Source organism: Rahnella perminowiae, assembly GCF_019049755.1.
Taxonomy (GTDB): Bacteria; Pseudomonadota; Gammaproteobacteria; order Enterobacterales; family Enterobacteriaceae; genus Rahnella; species Rahnella perminowiae.
This window is the reverse complement of sequence record NZ_JAFMOS010000539.1, coordinates 1-16,528: the sequence shown is the minus strand read 5'-3', so window position 1 is coordinate 16,528 and position 16,528 is coordinate 1. Positions and strand designations below refer to the sequence as shown.

Here is a 16,528-nt window from a genome sequence, read left to right as displayed (position 1 = left end):
ATTTCATCATGGCTGCTTTGTATCTATATCTTTCCCTCGTATGGCGTGTTGATAGGCGCGGCATCGGTAATCATCTGGATTCTCATTTTTGCGAAACTTACATCAAAATTTGATAAATACAAATAAAAAAATGAGTTAAAACGCATATGAAAACTATCTTACTTCGTTATGAAGCGAGTACCTGGAAGTATTGTGCACGTAATATTATTTTTAAAGATGAACGGCAACATTCGCGCTGAAACTGAAATGAATAACGATCTCTACACCAAAGACACTTTTATGTGTCCTTCGTGCAGAGATAATTCACACTCTCTTACTTACCCACATCCCCGTTCCATCCCCCGCCCAGGGCTGCGATCAGCTTGACGCTGGTGACCATCTGGGTGCTGAGCAGTGACAGGACGCTTTGCTGCTGAGTCAGGCTGGTGTTTTCAGTCGTTGCGACGTCGAGATAGTCGATCATCCCGGCCTGATACTGGTTGTAGGTCACGCGGGCGGACTCTTTGGCGGCATCGGCGGCGTTCTGCCGGGCGACCAGCTCGCTGTCCAGCGTGTGCAGTTCGACCAGATAATCTTCTACTTCCTGCATCGCGGTTAACACGCTCTGGCGATAACTGGCGACGTCGGCGTCATACGCGGCTTCGGCCTGTGCCACTTTGCCACGGGTGGAACCGAAATCCAGTACCGTCTGGCTGAGTTCCGGGCCTAAAGACCAGACGCGGTTTGGCAGCGAGAACAGATTGTGGAAGGCCGAGCTGGCGAAACCGCCGCTGGCGCTTAAGGTCAGATCAGGATAGTACGCGGCAGTCGCCACACCGACTGCGGCGTTGGAAGAGGCCATCGTACGTTCGGCGGCGGCGATATCAGGACGGCGCTGCAACAGTTGCGACGGAATCGCATCCGGCATCGCAGGCAGGTTGAGTTTGACGTCACGTGCCGCGAGGCTGAACTGTGCGGGGGGTTTGCCGATCAGTACGGCGATAGCGTGCTCAAGCTGGGCGCGCTGCCATTGCAGATCCAGCGCCGAGGCTTTGGTGCTTTCCAGCTGAGTTTGCGCCTGCGCCAGTGTGGCACGCGAGGTGCTGCCACCGGCATACTGGTTCTCAATCACGGTCAGATAACGCTGATAGGCATCGATGCTTTGCTTATACAACGCGATTTGCTGATCCATCACCCGCAACTGGAAATAATCCTGCGCCAGTTCCGACTGCGCACTGAGCGTGGCATCGGCCAGATCGGCCTTACTGGCCTGCGCGCTGGCGTCCTGTTCTTCTGCCGTGCGGCGCAGTTTGCCCCACAAATCCAGTTCCCAGCTTGCACTCAATTGTGCGGACTGGCTGTTGCTGGTGGAGGTTGATGTGCCGCTGCGCGTGCTGCCGACGGTCGCATCCACGGAAGGATACAAATCGGAACGCGCCTGTGTGACCAGTGCCTGCGCCTGTCGGTATTGCGCGGCATACTGCGCGACGTTCTGGTTGGAAATCTGCACCTGCGTCAGCAGCGATGACAATTCAGGATCCTGATACACCGCCCACCAGTCGCCTTTGGCCTGGTTATCTTTCGGGATGGCGGCGGTCCAGCCTTTGGCTTCTTTAAATGCCGTCGGCATCGCCACGTCAGGCCGCTGGTAATCAGGGCCGACGGCACAGGCGCTGACAAGCATGGCCAGCACCAGCGGGGCAAGACGGAACACCATAGAACGTGTTTTTTGCAGAGTCATCAGATTCGCTTCAGGGTAATGAGTTTCAGTGTGATCAGTCATGTGTACGGGCCTCCGGCGGCGTCGTGTGAGGACGCAGACGTTGCCACAGACGATGCGTCGCGCGGCTGGTACGATCCATATACAGGTAAACCACCGGCGTGGTGAATAACGTCAGGATCTGGCTCAACGCCAGGCCGCCGGCAATCGCCATCCCCAGCGGGCTGCGCAGATCCGCGTCACCACCGCTGCCCATCGCCAGAGGCAGTGCGCCGAAGAATGCCGCCAGCGTGGTCATCAGGATCGGACGAAAACGCATCAGACATGCCTGAGTGATCGCCTGTTGCGGCGTCAGACCGAGCCGTCGTTCGGCATCGAGGGCGAAGTCGATCATCATGATCGCGTTTTTTTTCACGATGCCGATCAGCAGCAGGATGCCAATCAGTGCGATCACTGTCAGTTGCGTACCCGTCACCAGCATCAGCAGCAGCGCACCAAGTCCGGCGGAAGGCAGCGTGGAAAGAATGGTCAGCGGGTGAATATAACTTTCATACAACATGCCGAGCACGATATATACCGCTGCCAGCGCGGCCAGGATCAACCACGGCATGGAACTGGCCAGCGCTTCAAATGCCTGCGCTGTCCCCGCATAACTGCCATGAACGGTATCCGGCAAGCCGATTTGCGCCATAGCGGTTTTCAGCGCAGCCTGGGCATCCTCCAGCGCATAGCCGTCAGCGAGATTGAATGCAATGGTGGTAGTGGCTGTCTGCCCCTGATGGGAAACCGACAGCGGTGCGTTGGCGCCACTGAAGGTGGCAAACGCGGACAGCGGCACCTGATCACCGGCTTCGGTCACCACGTATAACTGATGCAGGACATCCGGGTTGCTGGTGTAATCCGATGTCAGGTTCATCACTACATGATACTGGTTCAGCGTCTTATAGATCGTCGCGACCTGCCGCTGGCTGAAGGCGTTGTTGAGCAACGTGTCGATCATCTTCACGTTCACGCCCAGTTGCGTGGCGCGATCCCGGTCAATATTGAGCATGACCTCCTGACCGCCGGTCTGTGCATCGGAATCCACCCCGGTCAGTTGTGGCAATTTCGCCAGCGCTTTCTGCACCTTCGGTGCCCATTCACGCAGCACGGAAAGATCGTCAGATTGCAGACTGTACTGATACTGCGCGTTAGCGCTGCGTCCGCCGATGTGCAGATCCTGCGCGGCCATCAGGAACAGCTGCGCGCCCGGTTCTTTGCCCGTCGCCATCATCAGACGGTTAGCCACCTGGTTGGCGGTGGCAGTACGTTTGTCGAAATCTTTCAGTCGTACAAAGAAGGTCGCGGTGTTACGTGATCCGAAACCGCCGCTGCCCGCTGAACTCATCACCGCTTCGACCGCCGGATCATCCTGAATGATCTTGCTGTATTTCAGCACCTGCGGCTGGATCGACTGGAAGGAAGTATTCTGATCCGCACGCAACATGCCCATCAGCATCCCGGTGTCCTGGTCCGGGAAGAAACCTTTTTCTACTACGGTATAAAGATAGAAATTGAGGATCACGGTGAGAAACAACCCCACCAGCGTCATTAGCTGATGACGCATCACCCAGCCGAGCGCCGCAGAATAGGCCGCCAGCAGTTTGTTAAGGCCGCGTTCGATCATGCGGTAAATGCGCGGCTGACGTTTTTCCACCGGTGGTTTGCGTTTAAGGAAACGCGCACACAGCATCGGCGTCAGGCTCAGCGATACCAGCATCGAGATGATCAGTGAGACACTCAGCGTCACCGCAAACTCACGGAACAAGCGGCCGACAATGCTGCCCATCATCAGGATTGGGATGAATACGGCGATCAGTGACAGCGTCATCGACAGTACGGTGAAACTGACTTCCTGTGCACCTTTCAGCGCCGCACGCACGGGCCCCATTCCCTCTTCGATATGCCGGGTAATATTCTCCAGCACCACAATGGCATCATCGACCACGAAACCGGTGGAGATAATCAGCGCCATCAGCGAGAGGTTATCCAGGCTATAGCCGAGCAGATACATTACCGCGCAGGTGCCGATCAGTGACACGGGCAGCGCCACGGCGGGGATCAACACCGCATTCCAGTTACGCAGGAACACAAACACCACCGCGATCACCAGCAGCGTGGCTTCCAGCAGGGTCATTTCAGTATCACGCAAAGAAGCGGAAACGTTCGGCGAACGGTCAAGGGCCAGATTAAGCTGCACATCTCCTGGCAGACTTTCTTTCATCAGCGGCAGCGCGGCTTTAATCGCCTCAATGGTTTCAAGCATGTTCGCGCCAGCCTGCCGCGTCACGCCAATCATCACCGACGGCGTACTGTTGTAATACCCGACGTTATATTTGTCTTCGACAGAATCGTAAACATTGGCGATATCACTAAGCCGGATTGCCGAGCCATTGATGTAGGTGACAATCAGCGGTTTGTACTGCGCGGCAGTACTTTGCTGACCATTACCTTCAATCATCCATGACTGATCCGAACCTTGCAGCAAGCCTTTCGGCAAATTGCTGGTACTGTTGGCAATCGCAGTGCGAATGGTATCGAGAGAGATGCCATAAGACGTGACCGCCTCAGGACGCAAATCAATGCGCACGCCCGGCAGTGCAGAACCCACCAGTGAAACCTGACCGACGCCGTTGACCTGTGCGATTTTCTGTTGCAACTGGCTCGAGGCAATATCATACAGTTCACCTTTACTGCGCGTAGCCGAGGTCAGGGCCAGCATGATAATCGGCGCATCCGACGGGTTGGCTTTGCGGTAAGTTGGCAGCGACGGCATGCTGCTCGGCAATAACGCACGGGAGGCATTAATCGCCGCCTGCACGTCACGCGCCGCCCCATTGATATCGCGATCAAGATCGAATTGCAGGATAATGCTGGTCGAACTCTGCGAACTGCGCGAGGTCATTTCCGTGACACCGGCGATTTGCCCGAGCGCCCTTTCCAGCGGCGTAGCTACCGTTGCCGCCATGGTTTCAGGGCTGGCACCCGGCAGACTGGCACTGACCAGAATGGTCGGAAAATCCACCTGGGGCAGCGGCGCGACCGGCAGCAGGCGATACCCAAGCAAACCGAGCAGAAGTATCGCCATCGTCAGCAGTAATGTTGCGACCGGACGAAAGATGAAGAAACGCGAAATGTTCATTTATTCCGCCTGCTTCGCTGCACGCCGGTGACGTGGATTGAGGCGGTGAGAAAGCCGGTCAAACATCAGGTAGATCACCGGCGTGGAGAACAGCGTCAGGATCTGACTGAAGATCAGGCCGCCGACGATCACCAGCCCCAGCGGCTGACGCAGTTCCGCGCCGGATCCGCTCGCCAGCATCAGCGGCAGTGCGCCGAGCAAAGCAGCCATCGTCGTCATCATGATCGGACGAAAACGCAGTAAACACGCCTGATGAATCGCCTCACGCGGCGAAAGCCCCTGTTTATTTTCCGCATCCAGCGCAAAATCGATCATCATAATGGCATTCTTTTTCACGATACCGATCAGCAGGATCACCCCGATCAGCGCGATCAGGCTGAATTCCGTACCGGCAAAGATCAGCGACAGCAAGGCGCCCACCGCCGCTGATGGTAATGTGGACAGAATGGTCACCGGATGGATAAAACTTTCATACAGAATACCGAGCACGACATACATGGTCAGCAGCGCGGCAAGGATCAACCACAGCGTGTTGCCGGTGGCACTTTCAAACGACGCCGCCGCCCCCTGATAACGCAGGGTGATACTGTCCGGCATCGCGATATCGGCCACAGTCGTTTTAATCGCCTGTTGCGCCTGCTCCAGTGAATAACCGTCTTTGAGGTTAAACGACACCGTTACTGCCGGTAGCTGGTTGAGACGCGCCTGCAACAGCGCACCGGTGCGCATGTGGATTTTGGCAACCGACGTCAGTTTGACCATGCCATTGGTGGCACCGGCATTAGTGGTTGTGGTCGAGGTGCCGCTGTCAGACGTAGAAGATGTACTGCTGGTGGTGGTCGCCACCGTGCCGGAGGTCGAAGTACTGTTGTTAGTCGCCAGGTAGACATCGTCAAAAGAGGCCGGTGACTGCTGGAATTGCGGCGCCACTTCCAGCACGACGCGGTACTGATTCGCCTGGGTAAAGATGGTGGAAACCAGCCGCTGACCGAAAGCGTTGTACAGCGCAGTATCGACGTCAGATGCCGTGATCCCGTAGCGTGCAGCAGCATCGCGATCCAGTTCTACGTAAGCAATCTGCCCCTGATTTTGCAGGTTACTGACGACTTCGCTGAACTCAGGCAATGCACTGAGTTTCTCAATCAGCTTCGGTGTCCACTCCACCAGATTTTCGCTGTCGGAATCATCAAGCGTGAACTGGTACTGGCTTGGCGTCACCTGATCGTCGACGGTCAGATCCTGCGAAGCCTGCATATAAAGTGTAATGCCCGGTACGCCTGCGGTTTCCTGTTTCAGGCGCTCAATGATTGCCGGTGCACGTTCGCTGCGTTCATCAAAGGTTTTCAGGCTGATCTGCAAACGCCCGCTGTTCAGGCTGGTATTATTGCCGTCCACGCCGATGGTAGAGGAAACGCTTTCCACATCCGGATCACTGAGGATGGCAGCGGTCAGTAATTGCTGACGACGCCCCATTTCGCTGAAGGAGACATCCTGTGACGCCACGGTGATCCCCTGGATCATGCCGGTATCCTGCGACGGGAAGAACCCTTTTGGCACAATCACATACAGCAACGCGGTGAACACTAACGTCGCGGCGGCCACCAGCAGCGTGATCTTCTGATGGTTCAGCACCACGATCAGCATACGGTCGTAACCGGCGATCAGCTTGTCGAAAAACTCACCGCCTTTACGATAAAACTTGCTCTGTTTTTCTTCCGGCGTGTGACGCAGTAAATAGGCGCATAACATCGGTGTCAGGGTGAGCGACACGATCATCGACACCAGAATCGACACCGCCAGCGTAATGGCGAATTCACGGAACAGGCGCCCGACCACATCCCCCATAAATAACAACGGGATCAACACGGCAATCAGCGAGAAAGTCAGGGAAATAATGGTGAAGCCGATCTGCTGCGAGCCTTTCAGCGCCGCCTGCATCGGTGTTTCACCCTCCTCGAGTCGTCGTGAAATGTTTTCTACCACCACGATAGCGTCATCAATAACAAAACCGGTGGCGATGGTCAGCGCCATCAGCGAAAGGTTATTGAGGCTGAAACCGCACAGATACATCACGCCAAAGGTGCCGACCAGTGAGAGCGGCACGGCCACGCTTGGGATAAGCGTCGCCGCGACATTGCGCAGGAACAGGAAGGTGACCATGACCACCAGCGCAATAGACAGCAATAACTCAAACTGAACATCGCTGATCGAGGCACGGATGGTTTGTGTCCGGTCCGAAACCACGCTGATTTTGACGGACTCCGGCAGGGACTCCTGCAATTTCGGCAACTGTGCTTTGATAGCATCCACGACCTGAATCACGTTCGCGCCCGGCTGACGCTGAACGCTGATAATGATCGCCGGTTGCTTATTGGCCCATGCAGAAAGGTACTGATTTTCCGGTGCTTCGGAGAGCGTCGCAACATCGTGCAAACGCAACGCTGCCCCGTTTTCATAATTGATGATCAGATTGCCGTATTCATCTGCGGTGCGCAGCTGATCGTTGGCATCAATAGTGATGGAATGATGCGGGCCGTCAAAGCCGCCTTTGGAACCGTTGACGTTACTGTTGCCGATCAGCGTGTTGATAGTTTCCATGCTGAGGTTATGCGCCGCCAGCTTACGCGGATCTACCTGTACGCGGATCGCAGGCTGATTTCCTCCTGCCAGCGTCACCATACCGACGCCGGAAATTTGTGACAATTTCAGCGCCACGCGGGTATTCACCAGATCCTGCACTTTGGTCAGCGGCAGCGATTCAGACGTTGCGGCCAGTGTCAGCACTGCCGCATCCGCCGGGTTGACTTTTTTATAGGTCGGCGGATTCGGTAAATCGCTGGGCAGCAGGCTGTCAGCGGCATTGATCGCCGCCTGCACTTCCTGCTCAGCCACATCAAGGGACAAATCCAGCGAGAATTTCAGCGTGATAATGGAGGAACCGCTGGCGCTGGTGGAATACATCTGACTCAGCCCCGCCATCTGCCCGAGCTGACGCTCAAGCGGTGCGGTAATACCGGAAGCCATCACGTCCGGGCTGGCCCCCGGATACAGCGTGGTAACCTGAATGGTCGGGTAATCAACCTGCGGCAGCGCCGAAGTCGAGAGCATATTGTAGGCAAAAATTCCCGACAACAGCACGGCGACCATCAGCAGGATGGTCGCGACCGGCCGGAGAATAAAGAGGCGTGAAGGATTCATTTAGACCCGCTGTCTTTACCGGCAGTGTTTTGGTTTACCTGCGGAGCGACAGCCGTTTTATCCGCACCCGTCGTAGCCTTATCTACACCACCGCGTTGCTCACGTTCTTTCGACGAACTGCCTGCGGCGACAGCATCGTCTGAGCCTGGTGTCACAATCTCGACTTTAGTGCCGTTGTTCAGCCGGTCAATACCGGTAGTCACCACCTGCTCTCCCGGCGCTACGCCGGACAAAATCGCTACCTGGTCATCACCAAAATCCGGGCCGGATTTCACGCTGCGACGCTCAATGGTGCTGTCGGCTTTCACAATATAAACAAAGTCACCGTCACTGCTCAGTTGCAATGCCGCCGCCGGGATCACGGTGGTGTCTTTCAGCGTCGCCACCTGTAAGCGGGCGTTCACAAACTGGTTCGGATAAAGTTTTTCATCGGCGTTATCGAATAATGCTTTCAGCTTGATGCTGCCGGTACTGGTATCAATTTCGTTACTGATAAATTGCAGTTTCCCTTGTCCGAGCACTTCACTGCCGTTCTGATCAAAAGCCGTGGTTGGCAACAGATTTCCCCCACGCAACGCTTTCAGCAGGGTTTGCAGATTACTTTGCGGCACACTGAAAGTGACGGCGATAGGCTGAGTCTGGGTAATGGTAACAATGCCGGTAGTGGAGGAACTGGAGACCATATTGCCCGGATCGACCAGTCGTAAACCGACATGCCCGCTGACCGGCGCGGTAATTTTCGCAAATTCAATATTCAGTTTTGCGGCGGCGATTTGTGCCTGATCGGCTTTGACGGCACCGGCATACTGACCCGCGGTCGCGATCTGGCTTTCCAGATCCTGACGTGCCAGGGAATCCTGCGCATACAATTTGCGGTAGCGTGCCAGCGTCAGTTCAGCACTTTTCAACAGCGCCTGATTTTGGGCCAGTGAGCCCTGATATTGATCCAGCGTCGCCTGATAGCTGCGCGGGTCAATCTGCGCCAGTAACTGCCCCTGCGCCACTTTCTGCCCTTCGGTGAAGTACACCTTCATTAGCTGGCCATCAACCCGGCTGGTCACCGTCACCGTGGCATTCGCCACGACCGTACCCAGCGCGCGCAAATACACCGGCACGTCCGCCTGTGTGGCCTTTCCGGCCTGTACCGGTGTTGCCATCCCCGCCATCATCTGGCCGCGCATCGCGCGCATGCCGCTACGGCCCGGCTTTTTCTGGGCAGAAGGATCAGACGCACTGTGGTGAAAAGCAAAGAACCAGACCAGGATCGCGGCAACGATAATGGCGACAACAATCCACAGGAATGTGTGTTTTTTGGGACGAGACGAGGCAGTCGGCAGCATAAATTTCTTGGTTTCGCAGTAATAATGAGAAGAAAACAGCTGAAAAATGACCTTCAACCAGAGATTTTCAATATCAGTCAAAAACACATTATCTCTAAAAGCGTCAATGGCTGTTTTTAGGACAACGTAAAGATTTTGCTAACAATTAAGAATTTTTATTTCATTCAGCAGGATGAATGATACCCGCTAATTTATCCTTTCACGCCTGCTAATGTTAAGAACTAAATGAGAATGAATATTGAAGATGGCGACAGAAAAGCATCAGGAAGTGTCAGGCTGCTTTAGAATTTTGTCAGGAAAACCCGGGAATAGCGCGAAATTCGCTCTGCCCACACACCTTACAGGGTTATAAAACCAGAGCTAAATCCTGAAAATATGACCTATTGATAATTTATATTGTTTGCGCCAGCCGCGGCTTGATATGGTGAAATTTCTGATTGTTTTTCATCTCCATGCAGGGACTCAGGCGAATGCAGACAAAATTTCAATCCAGGCCGGTCATTGGGGTAACACTCGACAGTGAGGAGGCCGGTGGCTATGCCGATTATCCGTGGTATGCCTTGCGTCAGAACTATATGACCAGCCTGGCGGAATTGGGCGCGGTACCGCTGGCTTTGCCGCATCACGCGACGCTGGCCGATGAATACCTGGCGCTGTGCGATGCCATTGTCGTGACCGGCGGGGCATTTGACGTGCCGCCTGAACTGTTTAATGAACCACAAACCAGTGATCAGGTTCGCCTGAAACCCGCCCGTACCGAATTTGAAAAAGCCATCGTCAAAGGTGCCATGCAGCGCAACATGCCGCTGCTCGGGATTTGCGGCGGTCAGCAGTTGCTCGCCGTGTTAACCGGCGGCACGCTGTATCAGCATATTCCCGATGCGTTACCCGATGCCCTTGAACACAGCACCACCATTGACACCGAAAACGCAGGCGGAAAAAAACGTGCGCACCATCCGGTAGAAATCGTTGAAGGTTCGCTGCTCAGCCGCTGCGTGGATCGCGATAATTACGATGTTAACAGTTCGCACCATCAGGCGGTGAAAACCGTGGGGCCCGGTTGCATCGTGAATGCATATGCACCCGACGGGGTGATCGAAGGCATTGAATGCGAGGACTATGATTTTTGCCTCGGCGTGCAATGGCATCCTGAATATCAGCAAAATAAGCAGGACACACAGCTTCTTAATGCATTCGTGGCCGCCGCCTCACGTTATCAGCAGTCGATGCGCTCAGCAGGTAAAGCGATGACGGAGGCCATGAACGAGGTGATGGGTCGTTCGGGGGACGAACCGGCATGAGACAGGCGCAACTTAAGGCGCAAACGGAGCAGATACTGCGGGGTCTGCATATCGATCCGGCGGTTATTGCACACCGCACACTGCCGTATTTCGAAGACGTAAGTGAATACTTACTGGTGGAGACGGAAACCGATGCCGACACCGGTAGAATATACCGTCTGACCGCCCCCGCTTCTGCCGCCTGGCACACCATGAAACAGCATGCTGCCGCAGACGGCGTGGCCATTTATCTGGTTTCCGCCTACCGAAGCCTGAGTTATCAGGCTGATTTAATCCGCACCAAACAACATGCAGGCATTGCACCGGAAGTTTTCTTCACCTCACTGGCCCCGCCAGGATGCAGTGAACATCACACCGGCTGCGCGGTGGACATCAATACCCCCGGCTGCGATGAAGTGACAGGTGTTTTCGGCGAAACCGCGGCTTTTACGTGGCTGCAAAATAACGCTGCCCGCTTCGGGTTCGTGATGTCATTTCCGCAGGGTAATCCGTGGGGATTTATTTACGAGCCGTGGCACTGGTGCTGGCATCCGCAATAAAACACAGTGACCTGCGTCTCAGTTTCCATCACTAAAATTGTTGCCTGAAGATTTATCTGACAGGCCAATTTTCTGTTCCATTTTTCGAACAAATAAAACACACTATGTGTTCAACAGGTGTCTGCCAGACAGATGCCTGATTCCAACATCTTCTTATAAGTCATAAATTTCAATGCAATCAGATACCGTTTCGCGCAGGACAGCATGGCTTCGCGTTGTGATGATGGCTATTGCCGCATTCATCTTCAATACCACCGAATTTGTGCCCGTTGGGTTACTCTCCGACATCGCCGCCAGTTTCAATATGCAGACAGCACAGGTCGGCCTGATGCTGACCATTTATGCGTGGGTTGTCGCGCTGATGTCGCTGCCACTGATGCTGTTAACCCGCAATGTTGAACGAAAGCGCCTGCTGATCGTTATCTTTTGCCTGTTTATCGCCAGCCATGTGTTATCTGTCATTTCCTGGAGTTTCTGGAGTCTGGTGGCCTCACGCGTTGGTATCGCCCTCGCCCATGCCATTTTCTGGTCGATCACCGCCTCGCTGGCGATCAGGGTGGCACCGGCCGGTAAAAAGACGCAGGCACTCAGTATGTTAGCGACCGGCACCGCGCTGGCGATGGTACTTGGTTTACCGCTGGGCCGCCTGATCGGGCAGTATCTTGGCTGGCGTACCACCTTTATGAGCATCGGCATCGTTGCGCTGCTGACGCTGATTTGTCTGATTAAACTGCTGCCACCGTTGCCAAGTGAACATACCGGTTCCCTGAAAAGTGTGCCGATGTTATTCCGCCGCCCGGCACTGGTCGGTATGTATCTGCTTACCGCATTGATAGTGACCGCTCACTATACGGCGTACAGTTATATCGAACCGTTTATCCAGAGCGTGGCCCACATGGGTGAAAACTTCACGACTTTCCTGCTGCTTATTTTCGGCGGCGCCGGCATTCTCGGCAGCATTGCGTTCAGTTTGCTCGGCAACCGCTTCCCGGCTGCCATGCTCAGCGGCCCGATCTTACTGGTCACGCTTAGCATGCTACTGTTATTTGTGGCAGTCATGAATCCGGTCGCGATTTCAGTGCTTTGCGTGATCTGGGGGCTGGCGATGATGATTATCGGCCTGGCGATGCAGGTGCGCGTCCTGACGCTGGCGACCGACGCGACTGACGTCTCAATGGCATTGCTTTCCGGTATTTATAATATCGGTATCGGTGCCGGTGCACTTATCGGTAATCAGGTGAGTCTGCATCTGGAAATGAGCAACGTCGGCTACGCCGGTGGCCTGATCGGCTGCGTCGCATTCGTCTGGTGTCTGACAATTTTCAAACGCTATCCGCAGCTGAAAGCGACGAACTGAATACGGATTAGCAAAACGCTCAGACCGAATACGAACCCTGTATTCGGTCTTTTTTATACCCGTTGCTTCAACACGTTAGCGCAATAGCTTCAGATTACCGGTCAGCGATTTAATCCATTTTTCCGGCCCCACCAGCCCGACGCCATCTATAACTTCATCGTATAAATCCCGCAGCGGAAAAGCGGTTTCGTACTGTTCGAACTGATGCATAGTGCGGGCAAATGCCGGGAACGGCACCACGCCGTGCTCGCCTCCGGCATCCAGTGCTTTAAACATCAGCGCCTTAATGTGATCGGGCGTGGCCTGCAAAATGGGCAACGGAGTTTTAGAGATAGTATCGGTCGTGACGCCCTTCACATCGCTCAGAGAAGTGCCTGCCAGCATCGGGAATTTTGCTGCTAATCCGATACCAATCACACCTGCTGTATTTGCCAGTAATCCCGGCGGGAGTTCAGGATTGAGGATAATTGCCACCCGCAGGTTATTTGCCATTTTGTCCGCCCTTTTCATCATTATTGATGACAAAAATGATAGCGTTAAGCTGCGGAAAGGTGCTTTCTTTTTGCGCGGTAAAATGCCCTAATTTGGTTATCTCTTTCTAAAAATCACATTTAAAAGGCAGATTATGTCCATATCTGAAATTTCACCGGCAGACCTTCGCATTCTTAAACAGCTTCAGGGTTCGGGCAGAATGACCAATCAGGAGCTGGCCGAAAAAGTGGGCATGGCGGCATCACCCTGCTGGCGGCGCATGAAACAGCTGGAAGACAGCGGCGTGATCACCGGCTATCAGGCGAATATCGACCGGAAAAAAATCGGGCTGGGGTTGCTGGCCTTTATCCGGGTGAAAATCGACAGTCACAGCGAGGAAGATGCACAACGTTTCGAGTTACAGGTTGGCGCACTACCTTCGGTAATAGCCTGTTATGCCATTGCCGGAGACGCAGATTTTCTGTTGCAGGTGGTGGCGAAAGATCTCGACAGTTTTTCCAGTTTCGCGATGGAAGTGGTACGCCGCTTACCCGGCATCAAGGAGATGCAAACTTCGTTTGTGCTCAGGGAAATCAAACCGCTGGATGTACTGCCGCTGGAGGGAATTTAAGGACGATGCGACAAAAAACCCATCATTTTCGCGTATGCTGAAACCTCAAGTTTTCAACAGGGATGAGATAATGAGTGCTGATACAAGAACCGTAGAGATTCTGCAATACACCTTACAACCGGGTATGGGAGCCGCGTTTCATCGCATCATGAGTGAAATCAGCGTTCCCCTGCATCGCCGCTGCGCAATCGATGTCGTGTCATTCGGTAATTCGTTGCATAATCCGGACTGCTATTACCTGATCCGTGCATTTGAGAGTATCGAAAGTATGGATAAGATCCTGGAAGAGTTTTATGCAGGCGATGACTGGCGCCTCGGCCCGCGTGAAGAGATTATCGGTTGCATTGAAAACAGCCTGAAAACGATACTGATTTTGCCCCTGCAGAGTGTCGAGGGCTTGCGCGTACAGTGAATAATTTTGAATCAAATGCCGCTTTGAGGGCATGACAACTAGATAGTTATGCGATAAAATTTACATAAATATGCAAAATCCCTTTTACCCGACGCCGGTTTTGCGATATCAATATAGGCATTGAAACCTTAAGCAGACAGACCCCATTCATACAGGATCTAACGATGACAACTATTCTCAAGCACCTTCCGATTAATCAGCGTGTGGGGATTGCATTCTCCGGCGGTTTGGACACCAGTGCAGCCCTGCTGTGGATGCAGAAAAAAGGGGCCATCCCTTATGCCTACACGGCCAACCTGGGTCAGCCTGATGAAGACGATTACGATGCTATCCCACGTAAAGCGCTGGAATACGGTGCAGAGAAAGCCCGTCTGATTGACTGCCGTAAGCAGCTGGTTGCAGAAGGGATTGCCGCCATTCAATGTGGTGCATTCCACAACACCACCGCAGGTGTCACCTACTTCAACACCACACCGCTGGGCCGTGCCGTTACCGGTACCATGCTGGTGGCTGCGATGAAAGAAGATGGCGTCAATATCTGGGGTGACGGCAGCACGTATAAAGGTAACGACATTGAGCGCTTCTATCGTTACGGCCTGCTGACCAATGCTGAACTGAAAATTTATAAACCGTGGCTGGATACCGACTTTATTGATGAACTCGGTGGCCGTCATGAGATGTCTGAATTCATGATTCAGTCCGGTTTCGATTACAAAATGTCGACCGAGAAAGCCTACTCTACTGACTCCAATATGCTGGGCGCAACGCACGAAGCCAAGGATCTGGAATTCCTCGATTCCGGCGTCAAAATCGTTAACCCGATCATGGGCGTAAAATTCTGGGACGAGAATGTAGTCGTGAAAGCTGAAGAGGTGACTGTTCGTTTCGAGCGTGGTTATCCTGTTGCGCTCAATGGCATAACCTTTGATGACAGCGTTGAGCTGATGATGGAAGCCAACCGCATCGGTGGCCGCCATGGTTTAGGGATGAGCGATCAGATTGAAAACCGTATCATCGAAGCCAAAAGTCGTGGTATCTACGAAGCCCCGGGGATGGCACTGCTGCACATCGCTTACGAGCGTCTGCTGACCGGTATTCATAACGAAGACACCATCGAGCAATATCACGCAAATGGCCGTGTTCTGGGTCGTCTGCTGTATCAGGGCCGTTGGTTCGATCCACAAGCACTGATGCTGCGTGACTCCGCTCAGCGTTGGGTCGCCAGCGAAATCACCGGTGAAGTCACTCTGGAACTGCGTCGCGGCAACGACTACACCATCATGAATACCGTGTCTGAGAACCTGACTTACAAACCAGAGCGTCTGACCATGGAAAAAGGCGATTCTGTGTTCTCACCAGATGACCGTATTGGTCAGCTGACCATGCGTAACCTGGATATCACCGATACCCGCGAGAAATTGCAAAACTACGTTGAGACAGGCTTGCTGACTTCTTCCGCCTCTACCGGTTTACCGCAGGTGGATAACAACAACCTGCCGCGCGGATTGCAGGTGAAGAATAAGTAATTGCTGTTGGTTTAAACGAGCGGGCAGGATGATCATCATTACTGATGCCCTGCCCGCTCAATAATTTGCACCTAATGATTTCGTGTACGGCGTTCAATTAACTGATGTGTTTTCGGGTCGTAATAACGACTCGGCCAGATCACAGCAGGATGCACGCCAATCGCCTGACCAATCAGTATTTCCCCTTTCGGCCACGGACGCGAAAGCGCATTCGATAGCGTCGAAGAACTTAACCCCGCAGCCCGTGATACCGCCGCCAATGTCGTGCCCTTCTTACGCAACGCCGCAATAATATCTGCCTGATGCCAGTCTTGATTATTCATGAGTTTGTGCTCCTGTGGTCAGGATCACAGGGGAATGGGGGAAAGGTAAATAGGTAGGGTTATGTGAAGTTTTCATCATTCAATTTCCAGTGGATTAGTTGTAAAGCTACCACTGGAGTTCTCACGCTCTTGGGTGGTAGCCCAGACGGGGGTGAGAATACCGGCTCCACTAGCTACCGGCCTGACCGAAGTCAGCCCCGCCTGAGCCACCATAGAACGTCATAAATACTATCAAAAGTATGTATAACGGGTAGGCAAAAGCGGTGACGCAAAATTTATGCTGTCACTAGTAGAGTAGACGGGTTCTCACGCCCGGCTGCGGATTTTGCCGCAGCGACGCGACTATAGCGTAAAGCGCGTGACTAAACCAAGTGGCTAAGAACGAAACTGAGGTGATGATTCCAGATAAATTTAATGGTTTGCAAGGAGTTGCAGAAGTCGCAGGCGTGCTCCTCCCCCTGCGAAGGGGGAGGCTGGGTGGGGGTTTAGCAAACCATAAAATAGTAAAAGCTTCCGCATTCCGATCTGCTCTTAATCCCCCACCCCAACC

At 53.8% G+C, this 16,528-nt stretch carries 13 protein-coding genes; 6 read left to right on the top strand and 7 right to left on the bottom strand.

Annotation, left to right across the window (positions count from 1 at the left end; genetic code table 11):
- Positions 1–313 precede the first annotated feature (313 nt).
- Genes J1785_RS12815 through J1785_RS12800 form a run of 4 tightly spaced genes read right to left on the bottom strand, consistent with a single transcriptional unit; the run spans position 314 to position 9,418 of the window.
- Complete coding sequence (locus tag J1785_RS12815; RefSeq protein ID WP_217219521.1) at positions 314–1,720, bottom strand: efflux transporter outer membrane subunit; 1,407 nt, start codon at positions 1,718–1,720, stop codon at positions 314–316.
- Positions 1,721–1,754: 34 nt separating this feature from the next.
- Positions 1,755–4,880, bottom strand: coding sequence for an efflux RND transporter permease subunit (locus tag J1785_RS12810; RefSeq protein WP_217137797.1), 3,126 nt, complete (start codon positions 4,878–4,880; stop codon positions 1,755–1,757).
- On the bottom strand, positions 4,881–8,078 hold the full coding sequence (locus J1785_RS12805) for an efflux RND transporter permease subunit (RefSeq protein ID WP_217219520.1): 3,198 nt from the start codon (positions 8,076–8,078) through the stop codon (positions 4,881–4,883).
- Positions 8,075–9,418, bottom strand: a complete 1,344-nt coding sequence (locus J1785_RS12800) for an MdtA/MuxA family multidrug efflux RND transporter periplasmic adaptor subunit (protein WP_129992030.1) — start codon at positions 9,416–9,418, stop codon at positions 8,075–8,077. Before J1785_RS12800 ends, J1785_RS12805 begins: the two co-directional genes overlap by 4 nt.
- Positions 9,419–9,888: 470 nt before the next feature.
- Between J1785_RS12800 and J1785_RS12795 the strand changes: the two genes are divergently transcribed.
- From J1785_RS12795 to J1785_RS12785, 3 genes are all read left to right on the top strand, one after another.
- Positions 9,889–10,719 (top strand): gamma-glutamyl-gamma-aminobutyrate hydrolase family protein, encoded by an 831-nt coding sequence (locus tag J1785_RS12795; RefSeq protein ID WP_129992029.1) that lies wholly within the window; start codon positions 9,889–9,891, stop codon positions 10,717–10,719.
- Positions 10,716–11,258 carry a M15 family metallopeptidase gene (locus J1785_RS12790; RefSeq protein ID WP_217219519.1) on the top strand — a complete coding sequence of 181 codons (543 nt, stop codon included), beginning with the start codon at positions 10,716–10,718 and terminating at the stop codon, positions 11,256–11,258. The genes J1785_RS12795 and J1785_RS12790 overlap by 4 nt, the downstream gene beginning before the upstream one ends.
- A 172-nt stretch (positions 11,259–11,430) precedes the next feature.
- Positions 11,431–12,615: a sugar transporter gene (locus J1785_RS12785; RefSeq protein WP_129954907.1), complete on the top strand. Its 1,185-nt coding sequence runs from the start codon at positions 11,431–11,433 to the stop codon at positions 12,613–12,615.
- Positions 12,616–12,690: 75 nt separating this feature from the next.
- Here J1785_RS12785 and J1785_RS12780 read toward each other — a convergent pair whose 3' ends face one another.
- Entirely contained in the window at positions 12,691–13,107 is a 417-nt protein-coding gene (locus J1785_RS12780) for a DUF2000 domain-containing protein (protein WP_129954906.1), read from the bottom strand.
- A gap of 133 nt (positions 13,108–13,240) precedes the next feature.
- Between J1785_RS12780 and J1785_RS12775 the strand changes: the two genes are divergently transcribed.
- From J1785_RS12775 to argG, 3 genes are all read left to right on the top strand, one after another.
- The gene (locus J1785_RS12775; protein WP_129954905.1) at positions 13,241–13,717 is read left to right on the top strand and encodes an Lrp/AsnC family transcriptional regulator; all 477 of its coding nucleotides are present in this window, start codon (positions 13,241–13,243) and stop codon (positions 13,715–13,717) included.
- Positions 13,718–13,787: 70 nt separating this feature from the next.
- A complete protein-coding gene (locus J1785_RS12770; protein WP_129954904.1) occupies positions 13,788–14,129 on the top strand; it encodes an NIPSNAP family protein in 342 nt (113 codons plus the stop codon).
- Between the two features lie 164 nt (positions 14,130–14,293).
- Positions 14,294–15,655 (top strand): argininosuccinate synthase, encoded by a 1,362-nt coding sequence (gene argG / locus J1785_RS12765; protein ID WP_129954903.1) that lies wholly within the window; start codon positions 14,294–14,296, stop codon positions 15,653–15,655.
- Positions 15,656–15,726: 71 nt separating this feature from the next.
- Here argG and J1785_RS12760 read toward each other — a convergent pair whose 3' ends face one another.
- Both J1785_RS12760 and J1785_RS12755 read right to left on the bottom strand, forming a co-directional pair.
- A complete protein-coding gene (locus J1785_RS12760) occupies positions 15,727–15,978 on the bottom strand; it encodes a helix-turn-helix domain-containing protein (protein ID WP_129638890.1) in 252 nt (83 codons plus the stop codon).
- Positions 15,979–16,053: 75 nt separating this feature from the next.
- Positions 16,054–16,191 carry an ash family protein gene (locus tag J1785_RS12755; protein ID WP_101079303.1) on the bottom strand — a complete coding sequence of 46 codons (138 nt, stop codon included), beginning with the start codon at positions 16,189–16,191 and terminating at the stop codon, positions 16,054–16,056.
- Positions 16,192–16,528: the final 337 nt, after the last annotated feature.

What these genes read in the sequence shown, in the direction of transcription:
- J1785_RS12800 (WP_129992030.1), bottom strand. Translation starts at nt 9,418, where the DNA reads ATGCTGCCGACTGCCTCGTCTCGTCCCAAAAAACACACATTCCTGTGG.
- J1785_RS12770 (WP_129954904.1), top strand. Translation starts at nt 13,788, where the DNA reads ATGAGTGCTGATACAAGAACCGTAGAGATTCTGCAATACACCTTACAA.
- J1785_RS12785 (WP_129954907.1), top strand. Translation starts at nt 11,431, where the DNA reads ATGCAATCAGATACCGTTTCGCGCAGGACAGCATGGCTTCGCGTTGTG.
- J1785_RS12780 (WP_129954906.1), bottom strand. Translation starts at nt 13,107, where the DNA reads ATGGCAAATAACCTGCGGGTGGCAATTATCCTCAATCCTGAACTCCCG.
- J1785_RS12805 (WP_217219520.1), bottom strand. Translation starts at nt 8,078, where the DNA reads ATGAATCCTTCACGCCTCTTTATTCTCCGGCCGGTCGCGACCATCCTG.
- argG (WP_129954903.1), top strand. Translation starts at nt 14,294, where the DNA reads ATGACAACTATTCTCAAGCACCTTCCGATTAATCAGCGTGTGGGGATT.
- J1785_RS12755 (WP_101079303.1), bottom strand. Translation starts at nt 16,191, where the DNA reads ATGGTGGCTCAGGCGGGGCTGACTTCGGTCAGGCCGGTAGCTAGTGGA.
- J1785_RS12810 (WP_217137797.1), bottom strand. Translation starts at nt 4,880, where the DNA reads ATGAACATTTCGCGTTTCTTCATCTTTCGTCCGGTCGCAACATTACTG.
- J1785_RS12795 (WP_129992029.1), top strand. Translation starts at nt 9,889, where the DNA reads ATGCAGACAAAATTTCAATCCAGGCCGGTCATTGGGGTAACACTCGAC.
- J1785_RS12790 (WP_217219519.1), top strand. Translation starts at nt 10,716, where the DNA reads ATGAGACAGGCGCAACTTAAGGCGCAAACGGAGCAGATACTGCGGGGT.
- J1785_RS12760 (WP_129638890.1), bottom strand. Translation starts at nt 15,978, where the DNA reads ATGAATAATCAAGACTGGCATCAGGCAGATATTATTGCGGCGTTGCGT.
- J1785_RS12815 (WP_217219521.1), bottom strand. Translation starts at nt 1,720, where the DNA reads ATGACTCTGCAAAAAACACGTTCTATGGTGTTCCGTCTTGCCCCGCTG.
- J1785_RS12775 (WP_129954905.1), top strand. Translation starts at nt 13,241, where the DNA reads ATGTCCATATCTGAAATTTCACCGGCAGACCTTCGCATTCTTAAACAG.